12 protein-coding genes are annotated in these 16,019 nt (G+C 73.0%); 8 read left to right on the top strand and 4 right to left on the bottom strand.

All coding sequences use genetic code 11. From position 1 onward, the window contains the following. Positions 1 to 65 precede the first annotated feature (65 nt). The 5 genes from AC3RJ8_RS04330 (at position 66) to AC3RJ8_RS04310 (ending at position 6,307) form a co-directional block, all read left to right on the top strand. Complete coding sequence (locus AC3RJ8_RS04330) at positions 66 to 1,400, top strand: ABC transporter substrate-binding protein (RefSeq protein WP_489714711.1); 1,335 nt, start codon at positions 66 to 68, stop codon at positions 1,398 to 1,400. A gap of 136 nt (positions 1,401 to 1,536) precedes the next feature. After that, positions 1,537 to 2,718 carry a carbohydrate ABC transporter permease gene (locus tag AC3RJ8_RS04325; protein WP_489714710.1) on the top strand — a complete coding sequence of 394 codons (1,182 nt, stop codon included), beginning with the start codon at positions 1,537 to 1,539 and terminating at the stop codon, positions 2,716 to 2,718. Then, positions 2,715 to 3,638: a carbohydrate ABC transporter permease gene (locus tag AC3RJ8_RS04320; protein ID WP_489714709.1), complete on the top strand. Its 924-nt coding sequence runs from the start codon at positions 2,715 to 2,717 to the stop codon at positions 3,636 to 3,638. The genes AC3RJ8_RS04325 and AC3RJ8_RS04320 overlap by 4 nt, the downstream gene beginning before the upstream one ends. 81 nt (positions 3,639 to 3,719) lie before the next feature. Further along, a complete protein-coding gene (locus AC3RJ8_RS04315) occupies positions 3,720 to 5,276 on the top strand; it encodes a glycoside hydrolase family 1 protein (RefSeq protein ID WP_489714708.1) in 1,557 nt (518 codons plus the stop codon). Positions 5,277 to 5,296: 20 nt separating this feature from the next. Further along, the gene (locus AC3RJ8_RS04310; RefSeq protein ID WP_489714707.1) at positions 5,297 to 6,307 is read left to right on the top strand and encodes a LacI family DNA-binding transcriptional regulator; all 1,011 of its coding nucleotides are present in this window, start codon (positions 5,297 to 5,299) and stop codon (positions 6,305 to 6,307) included. A gap of 103 nt (positions 6,308 to 6,410) precedes the next feature. On the opposite strand, the gene AC3RJ8_RS04305 is transcribed toward AC3RJ8_RS04310, so the two are convergent. Next, positions 6,411 to 9,929 (bottom strand): bifunctional proline dehydrogenase/L-glutamate gamma-semialdehyde dehydrogenase, encoded by a 3,519-nt coding sequence (locus tag AC3RJ8_RS04305; RefSeq protein ID WP_489714706.1) that lies wholly within the window; start codon positions 9,927 to 9,929, stop codon positions 6,411 to 6,413. A 110-nt stretch (positions 9,930 to 10,039) separates the two neighbouring features. On the opposite strand from AC3RJ8_RS04305, the gene AC3RJ8_RS04300 reads away from it, so the two are divergent. The 3 genes from AC3RJ8_RS04300 (at position 10,040) to AC3RJ8_RS04290 (ending at position 13,067) form a co-directional block, all read left to right on the top strand. Further along, positions 10,040 to 10,834 (top strand): helix-turn-helix domain-containing protein, encoded by a 795-nt coding sequence (locus AC3RJ8_RS04300; RefSeq protein WP_489714705.1) that lies wholly within the window; start codon positions 10,040 to 10,042, stop codon positions 10,832 to 10,834. A gap of 128 nt (positions 10,835 to 10,962) precedes the next feature. Continuing rightward, the gene (locus AC3RJ8_RS04295) at positions 10,963 to 12,231 is read left to right on the top strand and encodes a Glu/Leu/Phe/Val family dehydrogenase (protein WP_489715573.1); all 1,269 of its coding nucleotides are present in this window, start codon (positions 10,963 to 10,965) and stop codon (positions 12,229 to 12,231) included. After that, entirely contained in the window at positions 12,228 to 13,067 is an 840-nt protein-coding gene (locus AC3RJ8_RS04290) for a putative protein N(5)-glutamine methyltransferase (RefSeq protein ID WP_489715572.1), read from the top strand. Before AC3RJ8_RS04295 ends, AC3RJ8_RS04290 begins: the two co-directional genes overlap by 4 nt. Here AC3RJ8_RS04290 and AC3RJ8_RS04285 read toward each other — a convergent pair. From AC3RJ8_RS04285 to AC3RJ8_RS04275, 3 genes are all read right to left on the bottom strand, one after another. Next, positions 13,042 to 13,863 carry a tryptophan-rich sensory protein gene (locus AC3RJ8_RS04285; RefSeq protein WP_489714704.1) on the bottom strand — a complete coding sequence of 274 codons (822 nt, stop codon included), beginning with the start codon at positions 13,861 to 13,863 and terminating at the stop codon, positions 13,042 to 13,044. The genes AC3RJ8_RS04290 and AC3RJ8_RS04285 overlap by 26 nt on opposite strands. A gap of 75 nt (positions 13,864 to 13,938) precedes the next feature. Next, complete coding sequence (hemQ, locus tag AC3RJ8_RS04280; protein WP_489714703.1) at positions 13,939 to 14,703, bottom strand: hydrogen peroxide-dependent heme synthase; 765 nt, start codon at positions 14,701 to 14,703, stop codon at positions 13,939 to 13,941. Positions 14,704 to 14,740: 37 nt separating this feature from the next. Continuing rightward, positions 14,741 to 15,886: a ferrochelatase gene (locus AC3RJ8_RS04275; protein WP_489714702.1), complete on the bottom strand. Its 1,146-nt coding sequence runs from the start codon at positions 15,884 to 15,886 to the stop codon at positions 14,741 to 14,743. Positions 15,887 to 16,019 lie beyond the last annotated feature (133 nt).

Genomic DNA, 16,019 nt, shown 5'->3' with positions numbered 1-16,019 from the left:
CGTCAGAGTTGGTCGCGCTTCCAGAAGCGTCCTTCGCATGATCCGAACCAGACAAGGGAGTCATCGTGCTCAGCAGCACCCGCCCCCGCCGCAGCCGTCGCATCGCAGCGACCACTGCCGGCATCGCGTCCCTCGCCCTGCTCCTCGGCGCCTGCTCCGGCGACACCGAGGACCCCGGAACCTCCGGCGAGGGCGACGGCGAGGAGACCGACGAGGAGATCACCCTCACCGTCGCCACCTTCAACAACTTCGGCTACACCGACGAGCTCCTCGCGCAGTACGAGGAGGAGCACCCGAACGTCACCGTCGAGCACGTCACGGCCGCCGAGTCGGGTGACGCCCGCACGAACCTGACCACCAAGCTCGCCGCCGGCGGCGAGGGCCTGGCCGACATCGAGGCCATCGAGGTCGACTGGCTGCCGGAGCTCATGCAGTACCCCGACCTCTTCTCGGACCTGCCGACGATCGACGGCCGGTGGGTGGACTGGAAGGTCGCGCAGGCCACGACGCCCGAGGACAAGCTCATCGGCTACGGCACCGACATCGGCCCGGAGGCCATCTGCTACCGCTCCGACCTGCTCGAGGCGGCCGGGCTGCCCCACGAGCGCGAGGAGGTCGCCGAGTGGATCGGCGGCGACGGCGCCACGTGGGACACCTACTTCGCGGCCGGCAAGGAGTACGTCGAGGAGAGCGGCAACGCGTGGTTCGACTCGGCGCAGGCCACCTTCCAGGGCATGGTCAACCAGCTCCCCGCGGCCTACGAGGACCCGGAGACCGGTGAGCCGACCGACCTCGCCGGCAACACCGAGGTCAAGGGCCTCTACGACCAGGTGCTCGCCGCCTCCGTCGAGGACGAACTGTCCGCCGGCCTCGAGCAGTGGGGCGACGACTGGGCGGCGGGCTTCCAGAACGACGCGTTCGCCACGATGCTCTGCCCCGCGTGGATGACCGGTCCGATCGAGCAGAACGCCGGCAACATCGAGGGCTGGGACATCGCCGACGTCTTCCCCGGCGGCGGTGGCAACTGGGGCGGTTCGTTCCTCACCGTGCCTGCCTCCGGCGCGAACACCGAGGCCGCCATCGAGCTGGCCGACTGGCTGACCTCCCCCGAGGTCCAGACCCAGGCGTTCGAAGAGGCCGGCACGTTCCCGTCGCAGATCGAGGCGCAGGAGTCCACGGCGGTCCAGGAGTTCACGAACGACTTCATGAGCGGCGCCCCGGCCGGCGCGATCTTCTCCACGCGGGCCCAGGCCATCGACGGTGCCCCGTTCAAGGGTGCGAACTACTTCGCGATCCACGCCGAGGTCCAGAACGGCATCAACCGTGTCGACCTCAACGGGGAGGACCCGGAGGCGTCGTGGGAGACCACGCTGTCCGACGTCCAGGCCCTCGTGCCGTGACGTCCTCGGACGTCCGGGCGTGAGGCCCAGCCTCCCCGCCCACCTCTGAGACACCGTGTCGGGCCGGTCGCCATCCCGGCGGCCGGCCCGACCCGCGCCCCGCCCCGCCCCACGGAGAGACGTACAGGAACTGCTCATGGCCCTCTTGTCCCCCACCAAGCCCGCGCACGCGCGCGGCGAGCCGGACCGTCCGCCACGACGACTCGGGCTCTCCCAGCGGCTCGGCCGCCTGGACGTGAAGCTCTCGCCCTACCTGTACATCTCCCCGTTCTTCCTGCTGTTCGCGGTCGTCGGCCTGTTCCCCCTCGTCTACACCGCGATCGTGTCGGTGTACGACTGGAACCTGCTCGGCGGCCAGGGCGACTTCGTCGGGATGGCGAACTACGTCGCCGTCCTGCAGCAGCCCCTGTTCTGGAAGTCGGTCGTCAACACCTTCTCGATCTTCCTGTTCTCGTCCGTGCCGCAGGTGATCATGGCGATCACCATCGCCGCGATCCTCGACCAGAACCTGCGTGCGGCCACCTTCTGGCGCATGGGCGTGCTGGTGCCCTTCGTCGTGGCACCGGTCGCCATCTCGATGATCTTCGGCCGCCTGTTCGCCGACCAGTACGGCTTCATCAACGAGATGCTCGGCCTGGTCGGGATCGACCCGGTCGCCTGGCACGGGGACCGCCTGGCCAGCCACTTCGCGATCTCCACGATGGTCAACTACCGCTGGACCGGCTACAACACCCTGATCTTCCTCGCCGCCATGCAGGCCGTGCCGCGCGAGCTCTACGAGGCCGCCGTCATCGACGGTGCCGGCCGCATCCGCCAGTTCTTCTCCGTGACGGTGCCCCAGATCCGCGCCACCGTGATCTTCGTGGTCATCACCTCGACCGTCGGCGGCATGCAGATCTTCGACGAGGTCCGCATGTACGACGCCCAGGGGCTCGGCGGGCCGGACCGTGACTGGATGACCACCGTGGTCTACCTCTACGACGTCGCCTGGGGGAACCAGAAGAGCTTCGGGCGAGCGGCCGCCGTCGCCTGGCTGCTGTTCCTCATCATCGTCCTGGTCGGCATGGCCAACTTCATCATGACCCAGCGGATCGCCACCGCCGGGTCGAGAGGCCCGAAGGTGAGCCGCCGGCACACCAAGCGCCTGCTCGCCGAGGCGCGTGCCGCGGCCGCCCGGACCGACGGCCCGACACCGTCCGCCGCACCCGGCGGCACCCCCGGACCACAGCCAGGGTCACCGCCACCACCACCGTCGATCCCGCCCACGCAGCCGCACGCCGGCTCGCAGAGCCCGAACCACGGGGAGGACGCCCGATGAGCTCCGTCGCCGTCACCGCCCAGACCGCGGGGCCCGGCGCCGCCCGCGCCGCCGCCAAGCGCCGCTCGCGGGGCAAGGCGCCCGTGGGTGGTTCCGCCCGCCGCGCAGGCAAGGTCACCTACGTCCTGCTCGGCGCGGTCCTGCTGATCTCGATCTTCCCGCTCTACTACACGCTCCTGCTGGGTTCGTCCGACCCGACCGCGATCGCCCAGAACGCGATCCCGCAGTGGCTGCCGGACGCGAGCCTCTTCACGCAGTTCGCCACCGTCATCAGCGACTCGAACATCAACTTCTGGCTGGCCCTGTGGAACTCCACCCTCATCGGGGTGATCTCCTCGGCGTCCGTCGTGCTGTTCTCGACGCTGGCGGGCTACTCGTTCGCCAAGCTGAACTTCCGGGGCCGGGGGCCGCTGCTGGTCTTCGTCATCGCCACGATGGCCGTCCCGGTCCAGCTCGGCATCATCCCGCTGTACATCCTCATGAGCGAGATCGGCTGGTACGGCAAGGTCCAGGCGGTCATCCTGCCCGGCCTCGTCACGGCGTTCGGCGTGTTCTGGATGACCCAGTACCTCTCCGAGGCGCTGCCGTACGAGCTCATCGAGGCCGCCCGCGTGGACGGGGCCTCGATGATCCGCACCTTCTGGTCGATCGCGTTGCCCGCCGCGCTCCCGGCTGCCGCGATGCTCGGCCTGTTCCAGTTCGTGCAGCAGTGGACCAACTACTTCTGGCCGTCGATCATCCTCACCAACGAGAACCCGACGCTGCCGCTCGTGGTCCGGTCGCTGCAGGCGAACTACTTCGTCGACTACTCGCTGGTGATGGGCGGAATCTTCCTGGTCACCCTCCCGCTCCTGGTGCTCTTCTTCTTCGTGGGCCGCCAGCTCGTGGCCGGGATCATGGCTGGCGCGGTGAAGGGCTGACACGCACACTCGACCACAGGGCTGTCCGGACGTCCGGAGACGTCCGGACAGCCCTCTCACCGACAGGGAAGTACAGCTGAGATGACTCTGAGCATGCCGGGCACAGGTGCCCGCACCGCCGCACCGGGGACGGCCGTGCCGTTCACACCGTCGGCCCCGCTGACCCGGACGACGCCGAACAGCAGCGGCCGGGTCGCCTTCCCCGACGGTTTCCTGTGGGGCACCGCGACCGCCGCCTACCAGGTCGAGGGTGCCGGCGACGAGGACGGCCGTCAGGAATCCGTCTGGGACGTCTTCTGCCGGATCCCCGGAGCCGTCCACCAGGGCGACGACGGCATGGTCGCCTGCGACCACTACCACCGGTACCGCGAGGACGTGGCTCTCATGAAGAGCCTCCACCTGGACACCTACCGCTTCTCGACCTCGTGGGCGCGCGTGGTGCCGGACGGCCGGACCGTCAACCGGCAAGGGATCGACTTCTACTCCCGGCTGGTGGACGAGCTGCTCGCGGCCGACATCCTGCCGTGGCTCACGCTGTACCACTGGGACCTGCCGCAGGCCCTCGAGGAGCTCGGCGGGTGGCCCGAACGGGACACCGCCTACCGGTTCGCCGACTACGCGGCGGTGATGGCCGACGCCCTGGGCGACCGCGTACCCGTGTGGACCACGCTCAACGAGCCGTGGTGCTCGGCGTTCCTCGGCTACACCTCCGGCGCGCACGCACCCGGCAAGAAGTCGCCGGAGCTGGGCCTGGCGGCGGCGCACCACCTCATGCTCGGCCACGGCCTGGCCCTGGAGACGCTCCGCGAGCGCGTCCCGGAGGCGTCGCTCGGCATCACGCTGAACTTCACCGTGTCCGACCCGGTCGACCCGACGAACCCGGCGGACGTCGACGCCGCCCGACGCGACGACGGCATGTTCAACCGGATCTTCCTCGACCCGATCCTGCGGGGTGCCTACCCGCAGGACCTGCTGGTCGACGTCGCGCACCTCGGCCTCGCGGACCACATCCGCCCCGGCGACCTCGAGATCATCTCCGCACCGATCGACGTGCTGGGCGTGAACTACTACAACGGTGGTGCCGTCGCGGCGACGCCGGAACCGCGCGACGGCACCCCGCTGGGCACGGCGGGCCCCGACGGCGCCCGCGAGGACGCCGCCGGAGCCCCGGTGTGGGAGACCCGCTCACCCAACCCGGTGCCCGAGGGCGTCCACCCGCACAGCCGGGGCCTGCCGACCACGGACATGGGCTGGGAGGTGCAGCCGGAAGGGCTGACCCGTCTGCTGGTCCGGATCCAGGAGGACTACACCGGGCCGCGCGGCACCGCGATGTTCGTCACGGAGAACGGCGCGGCCTACCCGGACGTCGTCGAGCAGGACGGCACGGTCGACGACCAGGACCGCCTGGCCTTCCTCGACGCCCACCTGCGCGCGCTCAAGGACGCGATCGACGCCGGTGCTGACGTGCGCGGATACTTCGCCTGGTCGCTGATGGACAACTTCGAGTGGGCCCTCGGCTACTCCAAGCGCTTCGGCCTCACGCGCGTGGACTACGAGACCCAGGAACGCACGGTCAAGTCCTCGGGTCGCTGGTACGCGGACGTCGCTCGGGACAACGCCGTCCCGGCCCGCGGTTGAGCGAAAGGTAGTCTCCGAACGTGGTCACGAAGCACATCGTCCCGACGCTCGACGACGTCGCCCGCGCCGCGGGGGTCTCCCGGTCGACCGCGTCCCGCGCGATCAACGGGGGCGACCGGGTCTCCCCCGAGGCGCAGCAAGCCGTCGACGCCGCCATCCTCCGGCTGGGGTACGCCCCGAACCGGGCGGCCCGATCACTCGTGACCCGCCGCACGGACTCCATCGCGCTGGTGGTGCCCGAGCCGGATGCCCGGATCCTCACCGACCCGTTCCTCGCGGGCGTCGTCCGCGGGGTGAGCGAGGGCCTCGGCGGGACGGACCTGCAGCTCGTGCTCCTGCTCGCGCGGCAGGGTGAGCGGCCCGGCCACATCGCGCGCTACCTCAACAGCGGGCACGTGGACGGCGTCATCATCGCGTCGCACCACAAGGACGACCGGCTGGAGCCGGAGCTGCGGTCGGGCACCCTGCCGGGTGTCTTCGTGGGCCGTCCGTTCGACAGCGCGGGGCTGCACTACGTGGACGTCGACAACGCCGCCGGGGCGCGGGTCGCGACCCAGCGCCTCGTCGACCGCGGGTGCCGCCGGATCGCGGCGCTCACCGGACCGCAGGACATGACGGCCGCCCTCGACCGCCACGAGGGGTGGCGCCGGACCCTGAGCCGCGCCGGGCTGCCCGCGGACGCGGTCGCGAACGGGGACTTCACCGTCGAGGGCGGTGCCGTGGCGATGGAACGCATCCTCGCCGATCACCCGGACGTCGACGGGGTCTTCGCCGCCTCGGACCTCATGGCCTCCGGCGCCCTCCAGGTGCTGCGAGCCCACGGCAAGAACGTCCCTGACGACGTCGCGATCGTCGGGTTCGACGCCCTCGGCGCGGAGCGCACGACGCCTCGGCTCACGACGGTCCTGCAGCCGGTGGTGGAGATGGTGGCGGCGGCGACGTCCACCCTGCTCGACATGCTGGCGGGCGAGGACGTGCACCCCGAGCCGCGGATCTTCGTCCCGCGCCTCGTCGAGGGCGACTCCGCCTGAGCCGAAGCCTCAGCCCGCCAACGCTGTGGGTGCACGACACGCCGCTTGGCCGAATGGGCCAGCGGCGTGTCGTGCACCCACAGCGTGGGGGGGGGTGGGGTGATCAGTCCCGCAGGTGCCCGTACCGGTGCTTCGTGCGGCTGACGGCCTGCTCGCGCAGGAAGGTCAGCAGCTCGCGACGCCCGGCGGCCAGGACCGGTCCGTCGAGCACGGTCACCTCGCCGACGCGTCCCGCGGCCGCCTCGCGCAGTCCCGGTGCCGACCCGACGACCCGGACCCGCCCGGTCACCCGTCCGTCGGCGACGGCGGCGGCGAACTGCGCGTGGGAGACCGGCTCCTCGTGCGGCACGCCCCAGCCGGCGTCGGCCTCGGGCACGACGACGGTACGCACGCCGGCACGCCGGGCGGCGGCGAGGACACGACGCACCTCGACCGGGAGGGCGTCGTCGCCGACGCGCACGGTCACCGTGTCCACGGCCCGGTACCAGAACGTGTTCTCCTCGACGCTCAACCCGGACTCGTCGTGGTCGACGCCGAGCTCGGCGACCCAGGCGGCGTCGTCCGACGCCTCGGCCCAGGTGAGCCAGCCCTGCGGGTCGTCGCCACGCGCGGGCGGGCCACCGGCCGCGGAGGCCGTGTCGCTCCAGGAGCCGAGCTGGGCCACGTAGTTCGGGCCGCCCGCCTTGGCACCCGGTCCGACGGCGGAGGCCTTCCACCCGCCGAACGACTGCCGCTGGACGATCGCCCCGGTGATGTGCCGGTTGACGTAGGCGTTGCCGACCTCGACGCGGTCGAGCCACGTGGCGATCTCGTCCCCGTCGAGGGAGTGGATGCCGCCGGTGAGCCCGAACGACACCTGGTTCTGCAGGTCGATCGCCTCGTCGAGGGTGTCGGCACGCAGGATGCCCAGCACCGGCCCGAACACCTCGGTGAGGTGGAAGAACGAGCCCGGAGCGACGCCGTCGCGCAGGCCGGGGGTCCACAGCCGGTCGGGGTCGATCCCGGCGTCGGCCGCGACGTCGTCGAGCCGGCGCGGCTCGACCAGCCACGACTCCCCCGGCTCCAGCGAGGTCAGCGCGCGGTGCAGCTTGCCGGCGGCCGGTTCGGTGAGCGGTCCCATGACCGTGGACAGCGAGGTCGACGGGCCGACGGCCAGGGAGCGCACGGCGTCGACGAGCTGGCGGCGGAAGCGCTCGCCCGTGACCGTCGTCGGGTCGCCGACGGAGCCGACGAGGATCACCAGGGAGGCGGCGGAGCACTTCTGCCCGGCATGGCCGAACGCGCTGCGCACCACGTCCGCCACCGCCAGGTCGAGGTCGGCCGACGCCGTCACCACCAGGGCGTTCTTGCCCGACGTCTCGGCGAGCACGGGCCGCTCGGGCCGCCACCGGGCGAACAGCTCGGCGGTCTCGATGGATCCGGTGAGCACCACGCGGGCCACGTCCGGGTGGGTGACGAGGTGCTTGCCAAGGTCTCCGTCGGGCACGCGCAGGTACTGCACGGCGTCGCGGGCGACGTCGGGGGCCAGGCCGATCTCGGGTGCCACGGCCTCGAGCGCCTCGTGGACCGCCTCGACTGCGAGCTCGTAGCAGCGGGGGGTCGGCGGCGCGGGCTTGGCCAGCACCGTCGACCCGGCCGCGAGCGCGGCGAGCACGCCACCGATCGGGATCGCGACGGGGAAGTTCCACGGCGGCGTGACGAGCGTGACGCCGTCGGGCGTGAACTCGGCGCCGTCCACGGTGTCGAGCGCCTCGGCCGAGGCGGCGTAGTAGTTGGCGAAGTCGATCGCCTCGGTGACCTCGGGGTCCGTCTCCGGGACGGTCTTGCCCGCCTCGTGCACGGCGGCGGCGACGAGGTCGCCGCGGTGCGCCTCGAGCCGGCGGGCGGCCTCGCGCAGCACCCGGGCGCGCCCGGCGGCGGGCACCGCGGCCCACTGCTCGCGCACCTCGACGGCACGTGCCACGGCCGCGTCGACCGTTGCCACGTCGGTGACCTCGGGAGCCTGCACGGGCACGAACCCGCTGTCCGGTCCGACGAGCCGGGCGGCCCACTCGCGGTGCTCCGCCACGGACGGGTCGGTGTCGATCGCGTTGCGGAACGGTCCGTCGGTGGCGGGTGCGGGCTCGGCGTCGAAGCGGGACCGCCGACGGGGCGTGACGTCGTCCGCGGCGTACGGCACGGCACCGGACACGGACGAGCGGAACGCGACCTCCTGACGCTCCATCGGCGCCTCGGAGACCCCCGGCACCGCCGACGACGGGGCGAACGAGGCGTGCAGGAAGTTCTGCTCGGCCGCGTTCTCCTCGAGGCGGCGCACGAGGTAGGAGATCGCGACGTCGAAGTCCTCGTCGCGGACCACGGGGGTGTAGAGCACCACCTCACCGTGCTCGCCGGGTGCACCCTTCGAGGCCAGCTCCGCCCGCACCAGCCGCGCCTCGATGGGCGCCATGCCCTGCAGCATCTCGACGTCGAGCCCCTCGCTGACCCCGCGACCCCGGGCGAGGAGCACGGCGAGGGCCACGTGGAACAGGTTGTGCGACGCGGCGCCGAGGCGGACGGCGGCCGTCCGCTCGGGGGTGAGGTGGTGGTCGAGGATGCGCACGTAGTTGGCGTCGACGTCGGCCTTGGTCGGGTACGGCGCGGCGGCCCAGTCGTGCAGCTCCGCCTCGACGTCCTCCATCGCGAGGTTGGCGCCCTTGACCAGGCGTACCTTGATCCGCGCGCCGCCGGCCGCCACCCGCTCCTGCGCCCAGGCGGTGAGCTCGTCCAGGGCGCCCATCGCGTCGGGGAGGTAGGCCTGCAGCACGATCCCGGCCTCGAGGTCACGGAACTCGTCGCGGCCCAGCACGTCGCGGAAGACGGCGGTGGTCAGCGCGAGGTCCTTGTACTCCTCCATGTCGAGGTTGAGGAACACACCGTGGTCGCGGGCGGCGCGGTACAGGGGCAGCAGCTGGGCGACCACGCGCTCGCGCGAGCCGTCGAGGTCCCAGGTGACGAGCTGGGCCGCCACGGAGGAGACCTTGATCGACACGTAGTCGACGTCGTCGCGACGCACCAGGTCGAGCGTGCGCTGCAGGCGTGCCTCGGCCTCGTCGGCGCCGAGCACGGCCTCGCCGAGCAGGTTGACGTTGAGCGTGTAGCCCTCGTCGCGGGTACGCGCGAGGTGCTTGCCGAGCCCGCGGCCGGCGTCGGCGACGAGGTGGCCCACGAGCTGGCGCAGCCGGACCCGGGCGGCGGGCACGACGACGGCGGGCAGCACGGGGGCGACCGCCGCGCCGACGCGGAACAGGGTGCGGTCCACCGGGGACAGGAAGCTGGCGCTCCCGGCGTCCCGGCCCAGCCGGGCGAGCGCCTTCGCGGCGACCCGGACGTCCTGGGGCCGGGCGACGTCGTCGACGAACCCGACGGCGAGGTCGAGGCCCGCCGGGTCGGCGACCAGGTCGCCGAGGCGTTCGGCCGTGGCCCGGGTGCGCCGGTCGGCACGGGTGGCGCCGCCGGCGCCGTCGGCAGCCGCGATCCAGGAGTGCGCGAGGGCGACGGCGTCCTCGACCAGCTCGGCGGCCGTCGGCTGGCCGGACGTGTCGGTGGCGGTGGCGCCGCGCTCGTTCAGGTGGGTGCTCATCCCTCCAGCCTGCTCCTGTTCGGCCGTGCTCGTCTTGTACAGGACGCCCCGCGGCACGGGCCTCCTGCGACAAACTTGCCCGACGGCTCGCGGCCGGGTAGACCAGCACCGTGCCCCACCCCGTGCCTCCGTCCGCCGACGGCCCCCTCGGCGGCCCGCCGTGGCCGGCCGCCGAGGCCCTCCTCGCGGCGATGGCACGCACGACGGTCGCGCTGATGGACGAGCTGAACGAGGTGATGTTCTGCGCCAAGGACGTCTCCGGGCGGTACGTGCTGGTCAACCGGACGTTCGTGCACCGGACGAACGAGCGGTCGCGGCGCCAGGTCGTCGGTCGGCGCGCCCGGGACCTGTTCGTGCCGGAGCTCGCCGAGCGCTACGAGGCCCAGGACGCCGAGGTGCTGCGCGGTGGCCGGCCGCTGCGCGGCGAGCTGGAGCTCATCCGCCGCCTGGGCGGGTCCGCCGGGTGGTACCTCACCTCCAAGCTGCCCGTGCACGACGACGGTGGCCGCCTCGTGGGGATCGTCTCGGTCTCGCACGACCTGCGCTCGCGCGACGCCGACGACGTCACGATGGACGCGATGGCCCGCCTGCGCGCCGCGGTCGACCGGCACCTGGACCTCTCCCCCGAGGTGGCGCTGACGGTCCGGGACCTGGCACGGATGGCCGGGTGCACCCCGGCCGTGCTGGAGCGGCGGGTCAAGCAGGTGTTCGGCCTCTCCCCGCGGCAGCTCGTCCTGCGCACCCGCGTGGACCGCGCCGCCGACCTCCTCACCGGCGGCACGACGCCGATCGCGGAGGTCGCCGCCGTGACCGGTTTCTACGACCAGGCGGCGTTCACCCGGGCCTTCGCGCGGCTGACGGGCGAGACACCGGCCTCGTTCCGCCGTCGGGCACGCCGTGGCTGACCGGGTGGGACGCACCGGGCCTGCCGCGGGGCTACGGTTTGCCTGCGGTCCCGCACAGGACCGACCGACCCGCCGGGCCCGACCCGACCGCCCGGCACGTTCCTTCCGAGGAGGACCCGTTGACGACGATGTCGATCGATGCACCCGTGGTGGCTGACGCCTCACCCCTGGCGACGGCGCACAGCCAGCTGGCGACCGCCGTCGCGCACCTGGGGTACGACGAGGGCGTGCACGAGATGCTCGCCACGCCGCGCCGCGAGACGCACGTCGCCGTGCCCCTGCGGCGCGACAGCGGCGAGACGGTGCTGTTCCACGGCTTCCGGGTGCAGCATAACGTCTCGCGGGGCCCGGGCAAGGGCGGGCTGCGCTACCACCCGGCGGTGGACGTCGACGAGGTCCGCGCGCTGGCGATGTGGATGACCTGGAAGTGCAGCATCGTCGACCTGCCGTACGGCGGTGCCAAGGGCGGGATCGGCATCGACCCCCGCGCGTACTCGGCAGCGGAGCTGGAGCGGGTGACGCGCCGCTACACGTCGGAGATCATGCCGATGATCGGCCCGGACACCGACATCATGGCGCCCGACATGGGGACGGACGCGCAGACGATGGCGTGGGTGATGGACACCTACTCGGTCAACCGTGGCTTCACGATCCCGGCCGTCGTGACGGGCAAGCCGCTCGCGGTGGGCGGCTCCCTCGGCCGCGGGACCGCCACGAGCGCGGGCATCGTGCACGTGACGGCCGCCGCGCTCAAGGAGGCGGAGGTGCAGCTGGCCGAGGTCACCGTCGCCATCCAGGGGTTCGGCAAGGTGGGCGGTCACGCCGCGACGATCTTCGCCGACCGCGGTGCCCGCGTCGTCGCCGTGAGCGACCAGTACGGCGGCGTCCGCGCGGACGACGGGCTCGACGTGGTGCGCCTGCAGCAGCACGTCGAGGCGACCGGCTCGGTCGTGGGCTTCGACGACGCCGACCCGATCACGAACGCCGAGCTGCTGGCCCTCGACGTCGACGTGCTCGTGCCCGCCGCGCTCGAGGGCGTGCTCGACGAGTCCACGGCGGGCTCGGTCCGCGCGCGCTGGGTCGTCGAGGGCGCGAACGGGCCGACCACGGCCAGGGGCGACCGGATCCTGGCGGCGAACGGCGTGACGGTCGTGCCGGACGTCCTGGCGAACGCGGGCGGCGTCGTCGTCTCCTACTTCGAGTGGGTGCAGGCCAACCAGACGTACTGGTGGTCCGAGCAGGAGATCGCGGAGAAGCTGGCCCGCCGCATGTCCTCCGCGTACGCCGACGTCTCGGCCCTCGCCCGGCGCGACGGCATCTCGCTGCGGGACGCCGCCCTGGTCATCGGCGTCCAGCGCACGGCCGAGGCGCACGAGACCCGGGGTCTGTACCCCTGACCGGCACCGAGGAGGCGCTCGTCGCCCGGCTGCGCGCGGCCGGGTGCGTGTTCGCCGAGGAGGAGGCCCGGCTGCTCGTCGAGCAGGGCGGCGACGTCGACGCGCTCGCCGCGCGCCGGGCCGCGGGCGAACCGCTGGAGCACCTGCTCGGGTGGGTGGAGCTCGCGGGGCGCCGGTGGTCGGTGGGCCCGGGCGTCTTCGTCCCGCGCCGGCGGTCCGAGCTGCTGGTCCGCGCCGCCCTCGCCGCACCGGGGGCCGCGGGGGCCGGCCGTGCGCGAGCGGCGGTGGTGCTGGACCTGTGCTGCGGGTGCGGCGCCGTCGGGGGCGCGGTGGCGGGCGCCCTGCCGGGCGCGGTGCTGCACGCGAGCGACGTCGACCCGGCGGCCGTGGCGCACGCCCGCACCAACCTCACGCCGCTCGGGGGGACCGTGCACCGCGGCGACCTGTTCGACCCGGTGCCCGGCGCGCTGCGCGGTGCGGTCGACGTGCTCCTGTGCCACGCGCCGTACGTCCCGACGGCGGCGATCGCGACGATGCCGCCCGAGGCGCGGGAGCACGAACCGCGGGTGGCGCTCGACGGCGGAGCCGACGGCCTCGACGTGCTGCGCCGGGTGGTCGCCGAGGCGCCCGGCTGGCTCCGGCCGGGTGGCAGCCTGCTGTTCGAGGTGGGCACCGACCAGGTGACCGGTGCCCTGGCGCTCGTCGGGTCGGCCGGCCTCATGGGCCGTGTCGTGCACGACGAGGACGACGATGGACCGGGCGGCACCGTCGTCGTCGCCACGGCCGCCGGAGCGAGCCGGCCCCGGACGCTCAGCGCGGGCGACGAGCGAGCGTGACGACGACCGGCGCCGCCACGGCCACGACGGCCGTGATCGTGGCGGCGACCGCGACGACGACGTCGGTCAGCGGGCCCTGCGTGCGGGCGACGGCGATCCAGGCGAGGCCCCAGCCCGCGGCGAGCCCGACCGGGATGATCGTGGTGGGTCGCGACCGGCCGAAGACGGCGACCGCGACGACCATCAGCGCCCCGGCGCCGGCCAGGACGGCGCCCCAGACGCTCTCGCCGAGGCCGAGCCCGCCGACCTCGTCCGCAGCGAGCGTCGCAGCCACGTCGGCGATCGTCGCGATGCTGACCCACCCCAGGTAGAGCCCCATGGTGACGTCGGTCGCGACGGTGTCGAGCGGCCGTGCCGCCGGGATCCGCACGATCCGCACGAAGACCACGCACAGCACGGCGAGCAGCGCGACGATGACCAGCACGCTGCCCCACAGCCAACCGGCCTGGACGACGCCGATCCAGACGGCGTTGAGCAGCATGGACCCGAGCACCCACCAGCCCACCGCCCGCATCCGCGGGTCGGCGGCGCGTCCGGGGAGCAGCTGGACGATCGCGAACAGCAGGAGGCCGGCGTAGATCACCGACCAGATGGAGAAGGCCGGCGAGCCGGGTGCGACCACGGTGGCCTCGGCGGAGAGGGCTCCTCCGGCCGCCTCGGAGACCGGCTGGCCACCGGCCGCGCCGGAACCGAGGGCGGCACCGGCGATCGCGAGGAGCGACCCGAGCAGCACGACGACCTGACGCACCCGGTCGCCGGCGGTGGCTGAGGACGTGGTGGTGCTCTCGGTACTCATGGCTCCAGCATGACGAACATCAACCTGCTGAGCATCTGGGGACGCACCGAGCACCCCGTGCGGCGACGCGGCCGGTCAGGCGAGCGGCTGCCGCTCCGCCCAGTCGGCGAGCGCGACGCGGGGTCCCGTGAAGAAGGGCACCTCCTCGCGCACGTGCCGGCGCGCCTCGGTGGCCCGCAGGTCGCGCATGAGGTCCACGATGCGGTGGAGCTCGTCGGCCTCGAAGGCGAGCAGCCACTCGTAGTCGCTCAGCGCGAAGGTGCTCAGAGTGTTCGCCCGCACGTCCTCGTAGCCGGCGGCGGCCATCCCGTGGTCGCGCAGCATGGTGCGGCGCTCGGCGTCGGGCAGCAGGTACCAGTCGTAGGAGCGCACGAACGGGTAGACGCACAGGTAGTCGCGGGGGCGCTCACCCGCGAGGAAGGCCGGCACGTGACCGCGGTTGAACTCCGCGGCGCGGTGCAGGGCCACGACCGACCACTCGGGGGCGAGCGCGGCTCCCAGCCGCGAGGCGCGCAGGCGCTGGTACGCGCCCTGCACGGACTCCACGGTGGGCCCGTGGACCCAGACCATGAGGTCGGCGTCGGCACGCAGGCCGGCGACGTCGTAGAGTCCGCGCACGACGACGTCACCGTCGGTCCGGGCGGGGTCGCGCGACCCGGCGTCCGCCCCGTCCCACAGCGCCGACTCCGCCCCGGCCACGACCTCCGCCCGCTCCACCGGGTCGGCGGGCAGCGGCTCGGCGACGGAGAACACCGCGATCATCGCGTAGCGGATCGAGGTGTTGATCGCCTCAGCGTCGACGGCCTCACCGGTGTCGGCGTGGGTGTGCTGGTCGGTCATCGTGCGCTCCTCCTGCGGGGCCGGGCGGTCGGGATGGTCAGCGGTAGAGATCTCGTGAGCACAGCGCGGGCACGCCGCTCGGCTCGCCGTCGCGCCGCAGGCAGCAGTCCACCTCGCAGACCGACCGGAAGGCGGGCAGGCCGCCGACGGTCTCCTCCGCGACGGCCTCGCCCCGGGCGATCGCGGCGCGTTCGAGCACCAGGTCGACCAGACCGGACACGAACTCCGGCCGGGTGCCGACGGTGCCCGCCCGCACCGCGGTCATCCCGAGCTCGGTCGCGGTCTGCATCGCCTCGGTGTCGAGGTCGTAGGCGACCTCCATGTGGTCCGAGACGAACCCGATCGGGGACATCACGACGTCGCGCAGGCCCTCGCCCGCCCGTGCGGTGAGCAGGTCGTTGACGTCGGGCTCGAGCCACGGCTGCGACGGCGGGCCGGAGCGGGAGCAGTAGGCCAGCTCCCACTCGACGGCGTGCCCGAGCCGGTCGGCGACCTGCCCGGCGATGACCCCGGCGACGTCCAGGTGCTGCTCCGAGTAGGTCGCGGACGAGACCCGCGAGGCCGCCTCCATCGTGTCGGGGATGGAGTGCGTGACGAAGACGAGCTTTGCCGCGGCGGGGGCCCCGCCCTTCTCGGCGAGCTGCACGTAGGCCTCGACGACGGCCTCGACGTTGGCCTGCACGAACCCGGGGTGGTTGAAGTACGACCGGATCTTGTCGAACCGCACGCCCGTCGAGCCGTCGGGCCCGAGCTGACCGCGCCCGTCCAGGGTGACGGCGAGGTCCTCGCGGTACTGCCGGCATCCCGAGTACGACGAGTAGGCGGAGGTCACCAGGGCGACGGCCCGCTGCGCGCCGAGGCGCTCGAGCTCGTCGATCGCGTCGGTGGTGTACGGCTCCCAGTTGCGGTTGCCCCACACGACGGGCAGCTCGAGGCCGCGGCGCGCCAGCTCGGCCTCGAGCGCCGCCTGCAGCGCGAGGTTCTGCTCGTTGATGGGGCTCTTGCCGCCGAACCCGTAGTAGTGCTCGCCGACCTCCTCGAGGCGGGCGTCGGGTATCCCCTTGCCGGCGGTCACGTTGCGGAGGAACGGGACGACGTCCTCCGCCTTGTTCGGGCCACCGAAGGAGTACAGGAGCAGGGCGTCGTACGGGCCGGTGTCGGCCGACCAGGGGGTCATCGGCATGACCCTCATCCTCGCACCGGTCGGGGTCCGCGGGCGCCCCGGACGGCTCGCGCAGGACGTGACATCGAACCGACACCGTGTCACCTCGTCGCGTGGCTCGCCGAGCACCCCGTGAAATGTCACGATCAGGTCA

This window comes from Isoptericola sp. MSGPD8_1_ISO-PGPR-S23-394 (genome assembly GCF_058072785.1).
This window is presented reverse-complemented; position numbering and strand designations above follow the sequence as displayed.

Bases quoted from the DNA above. Each gene is read 5' to 3' on its own strand.
- AC3RJ8_RS04325 (WP_489714710.1), top strand. From the start codon at position 1,537: ATGGCCCTCTTGTCCCCCACCAAGCCCGCGCACGCGCGCGGCGAGCCG.
- AC3RJ8_RS04320 (WP_489714709.1), top strand. From the start codon at position 2,715: ATGAGCTCCGTCGCCGTCACCGCCCAGACCGCGGGGCCCGGCGCCGCC.
- AC3RJ8_RS04315 (WP_489714708.1), top strand. From the start codon at position 3,720: ATGACTCTGAGCATGCCGGGCACAGGTGCCCGCACCGCCGCACCGGGG.
- AC3RJ8_RS04305 (WP_489714706.1), bottom strand. From the start codon at position 9,929: ATGAGCACCCACCTGAACGAGCGCGGCGCCACCGCCACCGACACGTCC.
- AC3RJ8_RS04295 (WP_489715573.1), top strand. From the start codon at position 10,963: ATGTCGATCGATGCACCCGTGGTGGCTGACGCCTCACCCCTGGCGACG.
- AC3RJ8_RS04285 (WP_489714704.1), bottom strand. From the start codon at position 13,863: ATGAGTACCGAGAGCACCACCACGTCCTCAGCCACCGCCGGCGACCGG.
- hemQ (WP_489714703.1), bottom strand. From the start codon at position 14,703: ATGACCGACCAGCACACCCACGCCGACACCGGTGAGGCCGTCGACGCT.
- AC3RJ8_RS04275 (WP_489714702.1), bottom strand. From the start codon at position 15,886: ATGCCGATGACCCCCTGGTCGGCCGACACCGGCCCGTACGACGCCCTG.